16 protein-coding genes are annotated in these 19,151 nt (G+C 61.1%); 6 read left to right on the plus strand and 10 right to left on the minus strand.

Going from position 1 to position 19,151, the window contains the following annotated elements:
* The first annotated feature begins 5 nt into the window (after window positions 1-5).
* Window positions 6-575 (plus strand): flavin reductase family protein, encoded by a 570-nt coding sequence (locus tag GJB56_RS19375; protein ID WP_019745631.1) that lies wholly within the window; start codon window positions 6-8, stop codon window positions 573-575.
* 11 nt (window positions 576-586) lie between these two features.
* Window positions 587-2,215: a 4-hydroxyphenylacetate 3-hydroxylase family protein gene (locus tag GJB56_RS19380; RefSeq protein WP_020971036.1), complete on the plus strand. Its 1,629-nt coding sequence runs from the start codon at window positions 587-589 to the stop codon at window positions 2,213-2,215.
* Window positions 2,216-2,401: 186 nt separating this feature from the next.
* Here the strand turns inward: GJB56_RS19380 and GJB56_RS19385 are convergent, their stop codons facing one another.
* Genes GJB56_RS19385 through GJB56_RS19425 form a run of 9 tightly spaced genes read right to left on the minus strand, consistent with a single transcriptional unit; the run spans window position 2,402 to window position 12,527 of the window.
* Entirely contained in the window at window positions 2,402-3,292 is an 891-nt protein-coding gene (locus tag GJB56_RS19385; protein ID WP_020971037.1) for a phytanoyl-CoA dioxygenase family protein, read from the minus strand.
* Between the two features lie 10 nt (window positions 3,293-3,302).
* Window positions 3,303-4,178: an NAD(P)-dependent oxidoreductase gene (locus GJB56_RS19390; RefSeq protein WP_070796043.1), complete on the minus strand. Its 876-nt coding sequence runs from the start codon at window positions 4,176-4,178 to the stop codon at window positions 3,303-3,305.
* 5 nt (window positions 4,179-4,183) lie between these two features.
* On the minus strand, window positions 4,184-5,665 hold the full coding sequence (locus GJB56_RS19395; RefSeq protein WP_029256439.1) for a flavin-containing monooxygenase: 1,482 nt from the start codon (window positions 5,663-5,665) through the stop codon (window positions 4,184-4,186).
* Window positions 5,666-5,680: 15 nt separating this feature from the next.
* The gene (locus tag GJB56_RS19400; RefSeq protein ID WP_113682670.1) at window positions 5,681-7,165 is read right to left on the minus strand and encodes an aldehyde dehydrogenase family protein; all 1,485 of its coding nucleotides are present in this window, start codon (window positions 7,163-7,165) and stop codon (window positions 5,681-5,683) included.
* Window positions 7,162-8,652, minus strand: coding sequence for an amidase (locus GJB56_RS19405; protein WP_230091019.1), 1,491 nt, complete (start codon window positions 8,650-8,652; stop codon window positions 7,162-7,164). The genes GJB56_RS19400 and GJB56_RS19405 overlap by 4 nt, the downstream gene beginning before the upstream one ends.
* Window positions 8,639-9,397, minus strand: coding sequence for a gamma-glutamyl-gamma-aminobutyrate hydrolase family protein (locus GJB56_RS19410; RefSeq protein WP_029256441.1), 759 nt, complete (start codon window positions 9,395-9,397; stop codon window positions 8,639-8,641). Before GJB56_RS19410 ends, GJB56_RS19405 begins: the two co-directional genes overlap by 14 nt.
* The gene (locus tag GJB56_RS19415) at window positions 9,375-10,460 is read right to left on the minus strand and encodes a Zn-dependent alcohol dehydrogenase (protein ID WP_113682671.1); all 1,086 of its coding nucleotides are present in this window, start codon (window positions 10,458-10,460) and stop codon (window positions 9,375-9,377) included. Before GJB56_RS19415 ends, GJB56_RS19410 begins: the two co-directional genes overlap by 23 nt.
* Window positions 10,461-10,480: 20 nt before the next feature.
* On the minus strand, window positions 10,481-11,860 hold the full coding sequence (locus GJB56_RS19420) for a glutamine synthetase family protein (RefSeq protein ID WP_019745640.1): 1,380 nt from the start codon (window positions 11,858-11,860) through the stop codon (window positions 10,481-10,483).
* The gene (locus tag GJB56_RS19425; RefSeq protein ID WP_019745641.1) at window positions 11,853-12,527 is read right to left on the minus strand and encodes a hypothetical protein; all 675 of its coding nucleotides are present in this window, start codon (window positions 12,525-12,527) and stop codon (window positions 11,853-11,855) included. Before GJB56_RS19425 ends, GJB56_RS19420 begins: the two co-directional genes overlap by 8 nt.
* A 341-nt stretch (window positions 12,528-12,868) precedes the next feature.
* Here GJB56_RS19425 and GJB56_RS19430 point away from each other — a divergent pair, with 341 nt between their 5' ends.
* The 3 genes from GJB56_RS19430 (at window position 12,869) to aztD (ending at window position 17,127) form a co-directional block, all read left to right on the plus strand.
* Entirely contained in the window at window positions 12,869-13,462 is a 594-nt protein-coding gene (locus tag GJB56_RS19430) for a TetR/AcrR family transcriptional regulator (RefSeq protein ID WP_019745642.1), read from the plus strand.
* 273 nt (window positions 13,463-13,735) lie between these two features.
* Window positions 13,736-15,193, plus strand: a complete 1,458-nt coding sequence (locus tag GJB56_RS19435) for an APC family permease (protein WP_037136700.1) — start codon at window positions 13,736-13,738, stop codon at window positions 15,191-15,193.
* A gap of 686 nt (window positions 15,194-15,879) precedes the next feature.
* Window positions 15,880-17,127 (plus strand): zinc metallochaperone AztD, encoded by a 1,248-nt coding sequence (aztD, locus tag GJB56_RS19440; RefSeq protein ID WP_113682672.1) that lies wholly within the window; start codon window positions 15,880-15,882, stop codon window positions 17,125-17,127.
* A gap of 384 nt (window positions 17,128-17,511) precedes the next feature.
* On the opposite strand, the gene GJB56_RS19445 is transcribed toward aztD, so the two are convergent.
* Window positions 17,512-17,979, minus strand: coding sequence for a VOC family protein (locus GJB56_RS19445; protein WP_019745645.1), 468 nt, complete (start codon window positions 17,977-17,979; stop codon window positions 17,512-17,514).
* Window positions 17,980-18,081: 102 nt separating this feature from the next.
* Between GJB56_RS19445 and GJB56_RS19450 the strand changes: the two genes are divergently transcribed.
* Window positions 18,082-19,056, plus strand: a complete 975-nt coding sequence (locus GJB56_RS19450) for a helix-turn-helix transcriptional regulator (RefSeq protein ID WP_113682673.1) — start codon at window positions 18,082-18,084, stop codon at window positions 19,054-19,056.
* The last annotated feature ends 95 nt before the right edge of the window (window positions 19,057-19,151 follow it).

Here is a 19,151-nt window from a genome sequence, read left to right on the forward strand (position 1 = left end):
CGGTCATGGAACAAAATCAGCTTCGAGGCATCTTCGGCCAATTCGCCAGCGGCGTCACCGTCATCACCTGCACCAACGCCGACGGTCAGCCACACGGAGCCACCGTCACCGCATTCACGGCAATCTCCCTGGAACCACGCCTGTGCCAGATCACGATGACGCGAAAGTCCAAGGCGTGCGGCTACCTCGGCAACGCGCCGTTTGCCGTCAACATCCTTGCCGCCGACCAAGTGGACACGGCCATGCATTTTGCCGGCCGACCGCAGCGCACCGAACCGAAGTGGATCGACGGACCGACCGCCCCCCTGCTCGACGGCGCCGCAGCAACCATCTCGTGCGTCCCGTGGAAGGAGTACGACGGCGGTGACCACATCATCTTCATCGGTGAGATCGTGGATGCGCAGTCGAGTGGCAAGGATCCGCTTCTGTTCTACCGAAGCACTTTTCACGACCTAGGCGCCACCTCGTCGACCACAGTCTGGAACGGCAGTCAGGACGACCCCCACAGCGGATGGTTCGACGCCACCACTTCCTTCACCCCGATTCATCTTCAGCCCGCACCCCAAACGATCTGAAAGGCTTTGCCATGACGACCACCGAAATTCCTCCCACCGGCGTCGACCCCGCAGATTCCGGAGCGCCACAGGTCAATCCGGCCGCCGACAGCGAAGCCAACCGCACGAAGAACTTCGCCACCCGGCCGATGACGGGCGACGAGTACATCTCGAGCCTGCAGGACGGTCGCGAGATCTGGCTTCACGGTGATCGCGTCAAGGACGTCACGACGCACCCCGCCTTCCGGAATCCGATCCGCATGACCGCAAGGCTGTACGACGCTCTGCACACGGGCGAGCACGTAGACGCCTTGACCGTTCCGACGGACACGGGCAACGGCGGTGTCACCATGCCGTTCTTCCGCACTCCGACGTCGTCGGCTGATCTGCTCAAGGAACGCGACGCCATCGCGACGTGGGCACGTATGACCTACGGCTGGATGGGCCGCTCCCCCGACTACAAGGCAAGTTTCCTGGGAACCCTCCACGCCAACAAGGAGTTGTACGCACCGTTCCAGGACAACGCCGAGCGCTGGTACCGCGAATCGCAGGAGAAGGTTCTGTACTGGAACCACGCGATCATCAATCCCCCGGTGGATCGCCAACTTCCACCTGACGAAGTCGGCGACGTCTTCATGAAGGTGGAGAAGGAAACCGACGCCGGTTTGATCGTCAGCGGTGCCAAGGTGGTCGCCACCGGATCGGCGATCACGAACTACAACTTCATCGCTCACTACGGTCTGCCGATCAAGAAGAAGCAGTTCGCCTTGATCTGCACGGTACCGATGGACGCTCCGGGTGTGAAGCTGATCTGCCGCACCTCGTACACCGAACATGCTGCGGTGATGGGCAGTCCGTTCGATTACCCGCTGTCGAGCCGCATGGACGAGAACGACACCATCTTCGTCTTCGACAAGGTGTTGGTTCCATGGGAGAACGTCTTCATGTACGGCGACGTCGACCGGATCAACGCATTCTTCCCTCAATCGGGTTTCCTGCCGCGCTTCACCTTTCAGGGCTGCACTCGCCTGGCCGTCAAGCTCGACTTCATCGCCGGACTGTTGATGAAAGCACTCGAAGCCACCGGCGCCGGCGGCTTCCGCGGAGTCCAGACCCGTGTCGGCGAGGTGATCGGGTGGCGAAACCTCTTCTGGTCGTTGACCGAATCGATGGCACGCGATCCCGAACAGTGGGTCGGCGATTCGGTGATCCCGAAGCTCGAGTACGGCCTGACCTATCGAATGTTCATGATCCAGGGGTACCCGCGGATCAAGGAGATCATCGAACAGGACGTGGCGTCAGGCCTGATCTACCTGCCTTCGAGTTCACTCGACTTCAAGAGCCCGGACGTGCGTCCGTACCTCGACAAGTACGTTCGTGGTTCGGACGGCATCACCGCCGTAGACCGCGTGAAAGTCATGAAGGCGCTGTGGGATTCGATCGGTACGGAGTTCGGCGGGCGCCACGAGCTCTACGAGCGCAACTACTCCGGCAATCACGAGAACGTCAAAGCGGAACTGCTGTTCGCAGCCCAGAATCGTGGACACGCAAGTTCCATGAAGGGACTTGCCGAGCAGTGCCTGAGTGAATACGACCTCGACGGCTGGACGGTTCCTGACCTTATCGGCAACGACGACGTCTCGTTCTTCAAGAACCGGTAGCTCACGCGGTACGAACACTGCACCCTTGGTCAGGACTAGGCAATTGCCTAGTCCTGACCTGAGACACACGATGTCAAGGTGAATCAGCTGGAGTACGCCCATGACGGATATGTTTCTCGATTCGAAACCCAGAAACTACTGTGCGAGTTGGGTTGCGGGTGGCAAGCGACGTGCAGGATCGAGGGTTCAGCGGGCAGTCGGGAGTTCGACGGCGCCGTTTTCGAGGAGAACGTGTGCGTCGATCATCTGACCGCCCCGTTCGACGTAACCCATCAGGTTCGCTCCGGACCCCCAGCCGAGCAGTCGCTGTACCTCTTCGGAAAGATCAAGCAGTTTTTCACGCGGGATTGACAGGTATTGGTTCTCTTCCTGACGTAAGCAGGCGAGGTCGAATGCCATCGTCAAGCCGGTCCGTGGCGCCTCGGACGAGTTGTTACCACCGCCGTGGTACGTAGAACCGGTCCAGATGAGGGCAGCACCGGCCCGCATCACGGTCGGCGCCGCTTCGGCTTGTTTCGGGCCTCGTTGGTCGTCCCACCGATGGCTTCCGGGTATGACGAGGGTGCCGCCGTTTTCTGCTGTGAAATCGCTGACCGCCACCATGATCTGCAGTCGGCCCTCGCGTCCGTAGTCGGGGTGGCGCCACAGAAAGCTCGTGTCGTCTCGATGGAGACGCTGGGCACCCTGCCCTGGGTGGATTTCGATTGCCTGAGTGACACCGATCTGGATATCAGGCGTGATTTCGATCTGGTCGTCTCCGACCCAGACGGACAGGGGCACCTGAAGGATCTTCTTGGCGGCCCCGTAGTAGAGCGGGTGGAGCGCGATCTGGGGCATGAGGTCGATCCGACCGAACAGCCCTCCTGCTCTTCGCGTTTGGGTTCCGGCGAAGAATTCGTCTTCTCCGTAGCCGGTGCTTTCAAGGACGGGGCCAAGTTGGGCGCGCAGCTCGTCGAGCTGGGGGGTGTCGAGGAAATCTTCGACGATGACACCGCCGTCACGGTGGATCACGTCGACGATCTCGTCGACTGTTGTTGTCGAGGGCAGGGCGGTGAGGTGATTGGCCATGGTTGTCATTGATGTCTCCTTAGATTGCGGATTGAGGGTTGGCGGAGAGTGTTTCGATTTGGGCGAAGATGCCCTTGTCCCCGTGCCCGGCTGCGCATGCACGTTGCAAGTTGTCGAGATTCGCCGTCATCAGAGCGGCGCGTTGGCCTGCTCGCTGCATCGATTGTTGCCAGGCTTCTACTGCGGCTGCGTATACGTTCAAGGTTGCCTGATCGGTCTCGTACTCTCCAGATTCGAACGCTTTGAGTGCTTCGTGAAGGAGTTCGAGAAGTTTGTCGGTCCACAGGTGCAAACTGTGGCGCATCTCCGCGATCGCGACGTCCTCGGACCGCACGTACGCTGCTGCTTCGTGGAAGGCACCGAGCGCGACGTTGAAGAATGCGCCTGCCATGGCCGCGTCGATCACGTTGGCGGCACCGGGACGGGCTCCGACATATCGTGATTGGGCGGCGATGGGTGTCAGAAGGCTCTGGACGTCCTCCCACACGTCCTCGTCTCCGGAATAGTTGATCCCTGAACTTTCGGTTCCGATGTCCTCCGGGTATGCAGCTATGGCTCCGTCGAGGTACCGAGCGCCTCGCCCTGCGATCCACTCGGCGAACTGGTTCGCTTCCTCCGGCGTACCGGTTGCGGTGTTGACGATGATTTTTCCGGCAATCGAATCTGCTTCTGTAACGACATCTTTGGCGATCTCGTAGTTCAGGAGACTGATGACGATTAGCGGGCTGGCCGCAATCGCAGATTGTGGAGATTCGGCGACTGTAGCTCCAGCCTCAGCGAGGGGTAACGCTCTGTCGGCGGTTCGATTCCACACCGTCACCTTTGTCCCGCTGCGTATGAGCGCCTGAGCGAGAGCTGTTCCCATCAAGCCGGTGCCGAGTATTGATACGTCCATGTTGTTCATCCTTTGCCTGTCGTCAGTGCACGGAAGTCGGACTTGCGGAATAGCCTGGTGCGCAACCAGTATTCGATTGTGCTGGCCGGCCACAGGGTGTCGATTCGACCGTCAGCGGATTGATACCAGCTGTCGCAGCCACCCGATGCCCATACAGTTCGGCGCATGCGTTCCTGGGTGGCGGCGTAGCTGCCTGTCTGGACGGTGCGATCGAGTTCGAGGGCAGAGATACTCTTTCGGCGCATGTACTGCACTGCCGAAGCGATGTATCTGGCTTGTGCTTCGATCATGAAGATGATCGAGTTGTGACCGAGACCGGTATTCGGGCCGTTGAGGAACCACAGGTTCGGGAACGCGGCGGATGCAAGCCCGAGCTTTGTTGCGGCGCCCTCGCGCCAACTGTCGGAGAGTTCGACTCCTTCGCGGCCGAATACTTTCATCGGTGCCAGGAAGCTGGTTGCCTGGAATCCCGTCGCGAAGATCAGGGTGTCGACTTCGTGTTCCGCTCCCTCTGAGTCAATGATCGAATGCGGGCGGATCTCGGAAACCCCCGAGGTGTTCAAGTGCACATTTTCCCGTTGCAGCGCGGGGTACCAGTCGTCGGATATCAAGCGACGTTTACAGCCGGGATCGTAATCTGGGGTGACCTTCTGCCTCAAGTCCGAATCCGGCACTTGCTGTTGAAGATTGGCGAGCGCCTGGGATCGGTACTGTTCGACGAGTTTGCGATTTCCGAGGAAGGCGCTGGCGAGCTTTTCGAATGCCCAGTAGGTCCGCCATCGCAGCCACCGTTGACGATAAGGACGCCGTGAGAATCTTTCGCGGGTGGCGGGCGACAGCGCGGCATCACCACGTGGCATGACCCAGTTGGGTGATCGCTGAAACACATGCAGGGTCTCGGTGTGCGGGGCGATTTCGGGGACGAACTGGATCGCACTGGCGCCGGAACCTATCACCGCGACACGCCTTCCCGACATGTCGAGGTCATGTCGCCACTTGGCGGAGTGGAATGCGGCACCCTCGAATGATTCCAGTCCGGGTAGCTGCGGGATGTACGGATTACTCAAGCCCCCTGAGCCGTTGACGACAACGGCCGCCGTCACTGATTCGCCGGATGCGAACTGGATGTTCCACCGGAGCCGGTCCTCGTCGAACCGCATTTCGGAGACCTCGACACCGAAGCGGATGTGCGGCAGCAAATCATACTGCGCAGCAACAGATCTGAGATAGTCGAGCAGTTCCGACCATGGCGGGAAGATACGGGTCCAGTTCGGGTTCTGAGCGAAGGAGTAGGAATACAACACGCTGGGCACATCGCAGGCTGCCCCTGGGTATGTGTTGTCGCGCCAGGTTCCGCCGACATCGTCGGCGCGTTCGTACAGGACGAAGTCGTCGATGCCCTTCTTCTTCAGTTCGATCGCCATGCACAGCCCGGAAAACCCGGTTCCGATGATCGCGATGTGGCCGTCGTTGACCCGTGATGACATGTGCTGTGCCTTTGTTCAGAGATGGATCCACGTCGACTTCGTCGACGTGAATTTGTCGAGTGCATGGATGCTCTTGTCCACACTGTGGCCTGAGAGTTTGCGACCGCCGAAGGGGACGGAGAGATCCCCTTCCTCGTAGCAGTTCACCCAGACAAGACCTGCGTCGATTTCGCGCGTGAGCCGATGGGCTCGTGTGAGATTCGACGTCCACACCCCCGCTCCGAGACCGAACGGTGTGGCGTTAGCCAACCTGACGGCGTCAGCGTCGTCAGTGAAACGGGTGACTGCGAGGATCGGTCCGAAAACTTCTTCGAGGAACAGGCGGTGCTCGGCCTGAACATCGGTGAACACGATCGGATCCAGGTACGCCCCCGAACCTGCTCGTTCCTGCAGCGAACCGTGGGCGAGCGTTGCGCCTTCTGTGTGAGCAGTTCTCGCGTGTTCGAGGACGTCCGCGCGATGCGCCCGACTCGCGACGGGCCCGATGTGGGTATCGGGATCGAAAGGGTCACCGACAGTGCAGCGCTTGATTTCCGAAACGACCTCGGCGACGAATTGATCCGCGATCGTTTCCTCGACCAACAAGCGAGCACCTGCAGTGCACATCTGTCCGGCGTTGAAGGTAATTGCCCACGCCACGGTGCGCGCTGCAACGGCGAGGTCCGGAGCATCGGCGAATACCAACTGTGGGCTCTTGCCGCCGAGTTCGAGATGCACGGGTTTCGCATTCGACTCACCCGCGTAGATCAGCAGCTGTTTGCCGACGTCCGGTGATCCGGTGAAGGTGAGACAGTCGACGCCGTTGTGGCGAGCAAGGGCAGCTCCGGCCTGTCCACCGCTACCTGTGACAACTTGCAGCACGCCGTCGGGAAGTCCTGCAGCCGAACCCAGCTGAGCCAAGCGAAGCAAGGACAACGGTGACTGTGTAGCGGGCTTGATGACCATGCTGTTGCCTGCAAGCAACGCAGGGGCGATTTTCCAACTACTGAGAGTGAGTGGGAAGTTCCATGGGGTGATCGCCGCGACCACCCCCACCGGCTCACGGCTCACCAACGCGACCGCATCGATCAGGCCGCGTGGCGACTCGTCGTAGAGTTTGTCAGCCAGTTCTCCATACCAGCGGAAGGTGTTCTCGACGGCGCGCAGCTCGATATCACGTGCCATCTGGATCGGCTTACCCATCTCGAGTGTGATGAGCGCAGCGAGTTCGTCGCGGTGCTCGTAGACGAGCTCTGCCCACCGCTGCAGTACCGCACCACGCTCGCACGCACTGATCCTCGCCCACCGGCCATCGAGAAACGCCGCGCGAGCACCTTCGACGGCTCTGTCGACGTCGGCGTGAGTGGCCAGCGGGACACTGGTTACGACGGTGTCGTCATGCGGGGATAAGACATGGTGGCGCTCACTCCCGTCACCGTTGAACCATTGACCGTTCAGCCACATAGCCGATGGCGCTTCGATTGACGTCGCGAATCGTGTCCATTCCTCGCGGGTGTTCATGTGCGTTCCGTTTCCGAGTAGAGGGTCGGCATTTTTTCCGTTTCTGGGAGGAGCGGCTTGCCGGCATGAATCGGTGGGACGCGGCCTGCCCATGGGACGGCTTCCTCGAGTTGCGCGGCCACGGCAAGCAACAGATCGTCACGGCCGGGAGCTGCGGCGAGCTGCACTCCGATCGGCAGTCCGTCACACATTCCTGTGGGGATGGAGATAGCCGGTTGGCCCGTGACGTTGTAGATGGCAGTAAAGGGCGAGTACTTCGCCAAGGTGTCCACCCACTCGCCGGCGGTGATACCCCGCCGGTTGGAGTCGAGTTCGCCGACGTGCCAGGCGGTCGTCGGTGTGGTGGGCGTGAGAGTGAGGTCGAAGAATTCGAAGAAGCTCGCCGTGCCACGGGTCAGGTGATTCTGGTAGCGGCGGGCGCGGGCGATGTCCGCCCATTCCACGGTGAATCCGTGACGAACCATGGCGGCAGTCGAGCTCTCCAGCGAGGAGTACATGTCCTCGATGGCGCGTACTCCGGTCAGTGCGCGCATGGACTCTGCGATCGACGCAGACCAGAAAGTGAGATTGAGATCCCGAAACAGTTCGGGGTCAACATCTGGTGCCGCAATCTCGACGTGGCCGCCGAACTGTTCGAGCAAGCGCGCGATGCGCATCACCTCGGCTGTCACGGCGGGGTCCGCAGCGTGACGACTGCCAGGTGATTCGGTCGACACAGCGATCCGGAGGCCTTTCGGTCGCCGGCCGACTGCTCGGCTGTAGTGGCCGGGGCTTCGACGCGGCTGAAAGTACCGGTCCCCCGGTGCGCTGCCGTGCACTACGTCCATCAACGCGGCGGCGTCGCGAACTGTCCGGGTGACCGCGAACTCAGTCGTGAGGCCGAAGAGCGGTTCATCCGAATCCGGGCCGGGTGGAACGAGCCCGCGGGTCGGTTTGAGTCCCACCACCCCGCACAGTGCGGCAGGGATTCTTATGGATCCGCCGGCGTCGTTGGCGTGCGCCCACGGCAAGGCCCCGGCGGCAACGAGCGCCGCGGAGCCACCGCTGGATCCACCGGCGACCCGCTGTGGGTTCCAGGGGTTGCGGGTAGGACCGTTCACTGCCGATTCCGTCGTTGCGCTGAATCCGAATTCTGGTGTGGCAGTGCGACAGGTCACGGACAGTCCGGCAGCGCGCCACCTAGCCATCAGATCGGAGTCACGTGTGGCGATATAGCCTGCGGTTGCTGCGCTACCGTTCTCGTTCGCTATCCCCGCCGCAGTGCACAGGAGATCTTTGAGCGCGAACGGAACTCCGCTGAAAGGACCGGATGTGGAATACGTCGGTGGTGGGTCGAGTGGAGGACCGACGGTGGCACCGAGGTGCGTGTCGACGTGGGAGATTGCAGCTAGTGCGGCTTCGCGCACTTCAGCAGGGGTTACTTCTTTCCGGTCGAGTCGACATTTCAGATCCGTGGCGTCCATGTCCGAGTATTCATGCAACTCCATCGAGCACTTCCTTTCGCGCGAGAGCGACCTGGACCAACCAAGCGAAGACGGGGTCCTTCCGGCGCCATTCCGGATGCCATTGGACGCCGACGATCGGTCTCCCGCGCATCTCCACCGCTTCGACGACACCGTCCGGAGCCCACCCGCTGGGAGTGAGGCCCGGGCCGAGCCGGTCCACTGCTTGGTGGTGCAAGGAGTTGACCTCTACGTGTGCGCCGTATATCTCGAACACCGTCGAATCAGTGGCGATCCGTACGGGGTGGGTCTCCTCGGCTATGCCCAGTCCTGGTGACTTGTGGTTGATGTCTATGGTCGGAAGATCAGGCACGAGCGTGCCTCCCAATGCCACATTCAGCATCTGCATCCCGCGACAGACACCCAGCAGTGGAGTACCGAGTTCTACTGCACCCGATATTAATTCGATCTCATACGCATCTCGACGCGGGTCACTGTCCGGGTCGGTGGGCGCGGCGTCGATACCCAGTGTTTCGGGGTGAACATCCTGCCCACCAGAGATGACTATTCCGTCGAGCCGCTCAATCAGGTCGATTCCGCTTGCCTCATAGGGAATTTGGACGACCAGGGCGCCTTCGGACGACAGCCGGGTGGGAAAATCGGAGTAGTGCATGTCGAACTCGAGATGGCGGTACCGAGGTTCGACGGCCAGGCGTTCCGCGCTCGAGCGCCGACCGGTCACTCCGATCAATGGGCGACGCGCACGCTCAGGCGAATTCGACGACGACACGATTCACCCCTCCTTCACGAAGCGCTGCGATTCCTGTGTTGATCTCGCCGAAGGGGACTCGCAACGAGATCATCTCGTCGAGTTCGAGTCGGCCCTGGACGTACAGCTCGGCCAATCGCGGAATATCGGTCGGGAATTGGTTCGACCCGAGGAGGGAGCCTTGCAATCGCTTCTCCTGGAAAAACAATTCCGACGCTGTGATCCGCAGCGGCTCGTCATCAGGAACCATGCCGAGGACCGTGGCCACTCCGCCGGGAGCGAGCATCGAGAATGCCTGCTCGACAGTGACTCTGCGGCCGATCGCCTCGAATGAGTAGTCCACCCCACCCGGACACAACGCGCGTACGGCGTCGACTGGTTCGATCTCAGCCGCGTTCACTGACGCAGTCGCCCCGACTCGAAGAGCCTGATCGATACTTCGCTGGTCCACATCGATCGCGATGATCCGGGCCGCGCCGGCTAGCCGGGCGCCCTGAATTACCGAAAGCCCCACGCCTCCACAACCGATGACGGCAACCGACGACCCTGGTTCGATGCGAGCACTGTGCCAGACCGCCCCGACGCCGGTGATGGTGGCGCACCCGAGCAAACTCGCGCGATCGAGAGGTACCGAATCGTCGACGCGGACGACGCTGTTCTCGTGCACGAGCATCTGTTCGGCGAATCCACCGATGCCACCCATTCGTCCCACTGCGCGCCCGGCCTTGGTCGTCAACGCCGGCTCGGGCCGCGAGCGGAGGCGGGAATGATTGGAGCAGAGGGTGAGTCGACCTGCAATGCAGTATCGGCATCGGCCACAAAAAGCTGTCATGCACGTCACGACGTGGTCGCCAGGCGCTACAGCCGTGACGTCTGACCCAACCGATTCGACGATGCCCGATGCCTCGTGACCGAGCACCTCCGGAAGTTCTGTTCGCCAGAGCGCGTCCACGTAATGCAGATCGGTATGACACAGCCCGACGGCTGCTGTACGTATGCGAACTTCTCGAGGTCCGGCCACGTCGATGTCGAGTTCTTCGAACTCGAGCCGACCAGGGGCAGCGTTCAGTATTGCTGCTTTCATCTTCAGACCTGTCCTCGTTGTCAGACGTGCTCGAAGTAGCGTTCGAGCTCCCAGTCGGAGACTCCTGCGGCCGGGTCTCCCCCAGTGGTGAAGAACTGCAACCATTCCCACCGGCGCGTGCCGATCCAGTACTCCACCAGCTCTCGCCCCAAAACCTCCGTCAGGTTTACATCGCCACTCAATTCCGCGATCGCTCGAGAGAGGCTGGCTGGCAACTTCGGGGTTCCCGGCGGCAATCCCCAGGCCATGACGGTGCATTCGAGGCCAGGATCGCTGTGATCGCGCAGACCGATCAGACCGCCGGCAAGGAACGATGCCATCGACAGATAGATGTTCACGTCCGCCGACGGGACGCGATACTCGACACGAGAGAGCTTCTCGGTCGTGCAGACGGCTCGAACGGCCGCACTCTTGTTGTCAACACCCCACGTGACGGTGGTGGGAGGTCCGTCGAATTCTGCGATTCTGCGGTATGAGTTCACGGTCGGATACTGGAAAGAACTGGCCGCCGCCATTGTGTCGAGGACGCCACCGATGAAGTTCCGCATCGTCTCCGACGGGCGCGAGGGCTCAACTTCATCGAAGAAGGCGTTCCGTCCGTCCTGTTGAAGCGAAAGGTTGATGTGAGCGCCCTGCCCGAACTGGTCCGGCGACCACCGAGCCATGAAGGTGATGGTGCGACCGTGCTCGTAGGCGACTTCCCGCATGATCTGCTTCGTTCGTACGTACCAGTCCGCTGCGGTGAGAATGTCGGTCGGTGGGAGATTTACTTCGATTTGGCCGTGCGCGGACTCGTCTGCCCAGCCTTCCCAAGGGATTCCGGCCCGTTCGATGCGGTCAGCTATTGCGTCCATGAGCGTCGTGTAGTCCCGTGATCTGCTCAACAGGTAGATCGCGCCCTGGGTACCGCCGAGTGGATGCAGGTTCGTGAAACGCTGTTCGCGGGCCTGCTCGATCGACTCTTCGAACACCGTGGCCTCGATCTCCACGGCCGCCTTACCTGTAAATCCAAGCTCGGCAAGCTCTTTGACCACACGTGCGAGCGTGGATCGCGAACACACCGGAAGCGGTGCCCCGTGTTGATCGACCAGATCACACATCACCGTGGCGAGACCTGGTAGTGATGCGTCGGTTGACAGAGTCGTAAGGTCGGGACGAAGGAAGACGTCGTGCATCTCACCGCGCCAATCACCGAAATCGAATCCGAGCTGAGCGGTGTTCCCGAGATCGACTGCGAGGGCGATATCAGCGAATCCCCAGCCCGATTGCGCTCCGGACTCAAACTTTTTGGGTGACAGATGTTTTCCGACCAAGGCACCATCCAACGTCACGGTTTGTGCGCGAATCGTGCGAACGGAATTGTTGCCGATCCATTCACCGAGGTTCGTCGTGTCAGACATGGAGGACCGCCTTCATTGATGCTCCCGCGACGACCGACAATTGTCGGTTCGTGCCTTTGATGTAGAACTTCCCTGCGCGCAGGGAATAGACGAACAACTCGAAACCCGCTAGCAGTCGACGTAGATCCATCTCGAGCCCGTGAATTTCATACGCATCCGTTGTCGGCCCCACGTGCACGGCTGCGCCCGTGTCGAGAGCAGCCAATGACAATCCGGGCATTCCAGGCAGGCCCGAAGCTTTCTCCCAGAATTCACACGCTGCGATGTCCAGCGTCGGTGGCTCTGGTTCGATAAGAGGGGTTAACGCGGCAACATTCGCAGTGCCCGCCAGGGGCTCGTCCTCGGATATCGCCAGTTCGTCGACGCTGATTCCGACAACAGGAACTGTCGACCCCTCGGGGCTACTGACGTGCACGCCGGTTGCTGTTCGAGTCAATCGCGCGCTTTGCGGATCACTGGTCGACTGCAGGTCGACCTCGGGGGGCATTGCCTCGAGAGCTTTCCTGCCTGAGTCGGAATCGAGAGCAACGCGCAGGCGGGTCACGACAGCTCGTACCAACGGGGGTGGGTCGAACTCCATCGTGACGGCGACGTCGGGCGCACACCGGGTATGGGATTCATCGGGTCGCGGTGGATCTGTATCCACCCGCTCTCGGATGTCGGTCATGGGGTGGTCCCTCCAGTTTCGGGGCATGGGGCAAGCGATTTGGTTGCGCGTCAGAGAGACGCGGTTTTGTGCGATGTCGCAGCTCTCGCCCTGGTGTGATCTGCCAAGCGCTATAGTCGAGCAATGAAGTCAGTCACATGACTAACTCATGTGACTGAGATTATGGCGGATCGGAGCTAGCGTCAATAGGCAAACTGCAAGAGATCCCGAAGAGCGGCAACGACGCACCCGGAACGCACCGGGCAGATAAAGGATCGACCAGGGTGTCACGCACGCTGAGTGACATCGATACGCTCGACCCCTGGAGTCCCACGACAACGAGAAGGTGAACGGTAAAGCGAATGGCGTATCTGACAGCATCCGAGCGGCGGACTGCGATCGTCAAGGCCGCCGCCCGAGTCATCATTCGCGACGGACTGGCCGCGGCGACCACCCGCCGCATCGCCGACGAAGCCGGAGTCAACCTCGCTGCGTTGCACTACAGTTTCGACGGCAAAGGAGAGATCTATACCGCCGTGGACGACATGTTTCGTGCCACCACAGTGGGATCACGCCTGGTACCGACAACTGGCTGGACACGTCAAGAGATCATCCGTTCATTGCTCGAACGCTTCCAAGATCTTCTCCACGCCGATCGGGACGTCCCGATCGCCCAATACGAGCTGCTGCTGTGGGCGCTGCGCAATCCGGACAAGGCCGAACTCGCCAGAGCCAGCTACACGACGTACATATCCGCCTTCGCCGATGAGCTTCGGCACGCAACCGACATCGCCGGCAGCGACGCCACACTGCTCGCCCGCTACACGATCGGCGCAATCGACGGAATCTACATGCAAAATCTCGCAACTGGCGCGACCGGAGTGAGCGCACCCGAACTCGACGCCATCTCGTCCGCAATCGTCGGCATCATCGATTCGATCCACCCGCCCCACTAGAGTTTTCCCGTTTCCCGCCCGGCGTTGCAATCGACAGCGCCGGGCCGCAGTCGTGCCCGTCATCATCCGAATCCCGCAGCTGCATTCAAGGAATTTCCCGGAACTCGTTGACGAACAGCAAGGGCGAAGCTAATCTCAGTCGATCGACTCAGTCATGTGACTGACATCACCATCTCCTGAGGGCTATCCCGATCCTCACACGCGCGATCGCGGCCGATCCCGGCATATAGCCCCTGCCCGCACTCGACAGTGCACAAATTCAAGGACGCACACATGAATCACTCGTCGAATAATGCTGTAGCACAGACTGATACGGAGTCCATCAACCTTGAATCCGGCCATCTCAGCCGCCTTCAACTGACCTCGCTGGCCATCTCGTCAATGATCCCTGCCGTCGGCATGGCGTCGTTTCCAATGCTGCTGGTACTCAACGCAGGACTCGGTGGTTGGGTCGCTGCTCTGCTCGCAGCGCTGACAGTCATCTGCGTCGGCAGAGCAGTAACCGTCTTCGCTAGCCGGTATGTCGCCTCCGGATCGCTCTACTCCTACGCCGGCGAAGTATTCGGGCGATGGGCACAGTCACTGATCGCAGCCTCGTTGTTCCTCGGGTATCTGGCGATGGTCGCAAGCATTTTGCTGGTCATCGGCGCGTACAGCGGTAGCTTCCTGCAATCTATCGGCATCAACGGCGGCCTCGATCGCCCTGCACAAATCGCGATCTACCTCGCCTCCGCAGCAATTGTCGCGGCGATCACCTGTCGCGGCCTAGATGTTTCGATCGTAATCGCGGTCCTACTCACTGCGATTTGTCTTCCACTGTTGCTGGCCATTACCGGGGCGAGTGCGATTCACACTGGTCTACATCTGCAGGAACAACTGACTCTCCAGGGCGCGTCCGTCAGCGGGATCGTGGCCGGCATCGCATCCGGAACTGCGTTCCTGGTCGGTTTCGAGGGGAGCGCGGCCCTGGCCGCCGAGACCCGCGACCCGAAGAAGAATGTGCCGGCCGCCGTGATGAGTGTCCCCATTGTGCTTGGAACCTTGTACGTGATCGCAACCTTCCTACAGGCACCAGGAATCACGGAGACGTCCGACCAAATCCTTTCCGGCACATCATCCCCCGCCGCCCTGGCCGAGAATGCGGGCTTACCGACCGCAATGGGACAAATGACGGACCTCGTTGTCGCCGTAGCGACCTTCGCCGCACTGATCGGATTCGTCAACTACGGATCCCGCTTCGTCGCCACCCTGTCAGCCGAAAAGCTTCTACCACAAAGGTTCACACGCATACACTCCCGATTCCACAGTCCTGTTTCCGCAATCCTGCTGATCATTCTCGGTGGCCTCTTCGGCATTTGCACTTTGGTGATCGGCGCCACGGGCCCACTTCCTTCCATCTATAACGCAGTGTCAACTCTGGTCGTCTATTTCTGGGTGAGCCCATACGTCGTCATCAGCATCGGCGCCGTGATGCTCCTCTTCCGCGAGCGCGCAGCCACCGCCGTGACAATCGCAGCACTGATCGCCGGCGCCGTCGCAACCTCATGGATCTATCTCAACGGAATCTTCTTCCCCGCACCGTCTCCGGTCAGTGCCATGTCCTACGTTGCGCTCGCAACCATCACGCCGGCCACTATCGCCTTTTACCTGATGGGGCGTCGAAGCCACGCTGACGCCTCCCAGCCGCCACCTCACCTGAACTCGGAACGAGCGACGGCCCGAGAGCAGTAGACGAACCTCAAATTCAAGCCACCAAACCGGCTTCCCCGTCGCGAGGCACGGGCCCACCGGTGCATGAAGACCACGCCGCCTAACCTGCACTGGAACTAAAAGCGGAAGCGCCGTCGGCGCCAATTTGCTCGAGTTGGATCAGTGGGCCAAAGACATGGTCCTTGAAGCCGTCGCTACGTCGCGTACGCGTCATCCTTCGGGCGCAACCCTTCGGCTACTACGCGTGCGCGGCAGCCAACAACGCTGTGGCGCATGGAATGCCCTTCGACCATGCACTCACTGATGGAGACCTTCGGATTGATACTGAGCGTTCCGGATTCCTGATCAACACCGAATTCGGAGTCCTCGGTATCAGTCCGACATCAGGACCCACATACTCGAACACCGGCCGACCTGGGCGGAAATACACACTATGCCCAGGCCTGCTGCCAGCCCTGGAATCCTGGGTCATGACTGACGCCGACGGCCATGATCCAATGTCGAGGCGTTCGACGCGGCTGATTCCGTACGCGGCAAAAGAATCGCAGGCATGTTCTCAACCGCTCAATATCGGAACGCCCTTTCTGGGAACTCGTGTTCGGGGTCATCGGCTCGCGAATGCTCGAGCGCGGTGCCCACGCCCGACATGCGAACATTCGCATACTCGACTTTGACAATCATTTACATTAAGCAGTAGATCTATACCCATGCACCTCAACACCCGCATGTCGCGGCGCCTCACCCTTGCCACATCAGTTGGCCTCTCACTCGCCCTCGTTACGGGCTGCTCGTCCGACAACAAGGACTCGGCCCCGCCGGAGACCACCACGACAACCGCGTCCGCACCCACCGAACAAGCCTCGGCAACACCGCGTCTCGCAGTCTCCTACGACGGTGGCGTCCTGGTGCTGGATGCAACGTCGCTCGACGTGGTCGGCGAGACCAAGATCGACGGCTTCACGCGACTCAACCCGGCCGGCGACGGTCGCCACGTCATGATCTCGTCGGGTGAGGCGTTCAAGGTGCTCGACACCGGCACGTGGTCCTCGGCCCACGGCGACCATTCCCACTACTACACAGCCGATCCCGCGATGTCCGAGGTCGAGTTCGCAGCCAACGAACCCGGACACGTTGTACGCCATGCCGGAAAGACCGTCCTCTTCAACGACGGCTCGGGACTCGTCGAGATCTTCGATCCGGCGCAACTGGCAAAGCGCCAACCTCGCGTCGAGACGTACACCACGCCAGAACCCCATCACGGCGTTGCGGTCGCACTTGCCGACGGCAGCCTGTTGACGACCATCGGAAATTCGGAGTCCCGCAACGGCATTGCCATCCTCGATGCCGACCGCAAGGAAATCCTGCGCAACGAACAGTGCCCCGGTGTCCACGGCGAAGCAGTCGCTGCCGGCGAAGCCATCGTGCTGGGCTGCCAGGACGGGTTGCTCGTGTACAAGAACGGAGCGATCACCAAGGTCCAGAGTCCGGATGCATACGGCCGCATCGGAAATCAAGCAGGCTCGGAGGAGTCGGACATCGTCCTGGGTGACTACAAGACTGACAAGGACGCCGAACTCGAACGTCCGCAACGGGTCTCGCTGACCAACACGACGACGTCCGAACTCAAGCTCGTCGACCTCGGCACCAGCTACACCTTCCGCTCACTCGGCCGCGGACCGCACGGAGAGGCACTGGTGCTCGGCACCGACGGCGCCATCCACGTCATCGACCCGAACACCGGCGTCGTCACCAAGAAGATCGCCGTCATAGACGCATGGACCGAGCCCACCAAATGGCAAGAGCCCAGGCCGGCACTTTTCGTGGAAGACCACACCGCGTACGTCACCGATCCCACGTCGAAGAAGCTGATCGCCGCCGACCTCGAAGACGGCAGCATCCTGACCGAGACCACCCTCGATCACGCCCCCAACGAATTGACCGGTGTCACCGGCTGATTCAGATCCTCATCTCAGGCCCCCATCTCACACCGAGATGAGGGCCTGAGCCGTTCTCGTGCTTCGCCTACTGACCAGGGAATCTCGATACCCAGGCAATCCTCGAGGTGCTACGACGCGCACCTCAGAGAATCGAAGCCGTTGTCGCCAGCTCTGCTGGAGCTGAGCGATGAGCAGGACCACGATTGACCGCGGCACAAGTCAGCTTGGAATAACTCTGCGTAGAAGTTCGTTGTAGAGGGTGTCGGTGTTCGATTCTTTGCCCCGGGTACCACCCCAGAATTGCCACTTCGAGTGGCCACTTGCCGAGAGGCGCAAGACGGGCACCGACGCGCTGGAGCCGCTGGACACCTTTCGGTGCCAGCGGCTTTGTCGTCTGAATGATCAGGCCGGGTTTTCGCCGGCAGCGACGTCGAGGATCCACGTCACCCCGAACGCATCGGTGAGCATGCCGAATCCGGGGCTCCACGCCGCCGCGGCAAGACCCTCGATGATGGATCCACCGACAGAGAGTTTGGCCCAGTAACCCTGCACCTCTTCGAGCGATTCACCGCGAACCGAGACGAAGAACGGTTGGTCGGTGATCGTGGTGCCGTTCTCACGGTGCGTCGTGCCGGCATTGGCGGTCGAACCGCCCGACTGTCCTGGGATGTCGTACGCCATCACGCTGAAGCCGTCCGCGGTTTCGACTTGGCCGAACACAATGTTCTCAGCGCCAGGCACATCCTTGGGCATTCCGAAGTCGCCGTAGGTTGCGATCGTGACCTGGCCACCGAAGACGGACTGGTAGAACTCCAGAGCCGCGCGGGCGTCTCCGCGGAAGTTGAGGTGGGTCGTTGTCTTGATGCTCATGTCTGCTCCTAGTACGAACGTCGCCCGGGTTTTCCCTGACAACGTCGACTCTTACAGCCGTATAGGACTGTTTTCGTCCTAGACTCGTCGTAGTCTCACGACATGGCGACCACCACTCGGCTCTTGAATCTGCTGTCCCTCTTGCAGACGAGGCGCGACTGGCCGGGCGCTCTACTCGCCGAGCGGCTCGACATCAGCCACCGCACGGTCCGCCGCGACATCGACCGGCTCCGGGAGATGGGTTACAGCATTGCGGCGACCATGGGTCCGGACGGCGGATACCGACTCGACGCCGGCAGCGAGCTACCACCCCTGCTGTTCGACGACGATCAGGTCATCGCCTTGGCAGTCGCTCTGCAGGCGGCGACGCTGACCGGCGTCGGCATCGAAGAGGACGCAGTGCGTGCGCTGACCACCTTGCGGCAAGTGATGCCGTCGCGTCTGCGCCATCGCCTCGACGCACTCACGTTCACCACGATTTCGACCGATTCCAGCGACGCAGACTCGGTGTCCCCTGAGGTGCTCGTAGCGATTTCCGCAGCGGTGCGCGCTCGCGAGGTGCTCCGCTTCGACTACTCGACCGGCCGCTCAACTGACAACATCGAAATAACACCCCCACGCCGCGTGGAGCCACATCATCTGGTGACCTCCAAGCGTCGCTGGTACCTCGTCGCGTGGGATCTCGAGCGAGACGACTGGCGAATCTTCCGCGCCGATCGCATCACTCCACGCACCCCGAACGGCCCGCGGTTCACACCGAAGGGGATCCCCGGCGGTGACGTGAGCGAATACGTGGCCGCGCGCTTCAAGGGATCGGAACATATCAACAAATGGCCGTGCCACGGCAAGGTCGTTCTCCATCGACCAGCCAGTTATGTTCTTCCCTTTGTCGAGGACGGCGCCGTCGAAGATCTTGGCCCCGACCAGTGCAGCCTCGAAGCCGGATCATGGTCCTGGACGGCGCTGGCAGCCTCCTTCAACCGATTCGACACCGACATCGATGTCGTCGGCCCGGCAGAACTGACCCACGCTTTCGCACAACTCGCCGCCCGCAATGCCGCGACTGCTGCGAGCTAGGCAGTCGTCGCGAATGAGATCCAGGTCTCCAACACAACCGTGCGTCCGTGGGTTCATGTAGGTTTCAAGTCCTCAGAGGACCTGAGGACTTGAAG

Origin of the sequence: Rhodococcus sp. AQ5-07 (assembly GCF_009707305.1) — a bacterium.
Taxonomy (GTDB): Bacteria; Actinomycetota; Actinomycetes; order Mycobacteriales; family Mycobacteriaceae; genus Rhodococcus_F; species Rhodococcus_F erythropolis.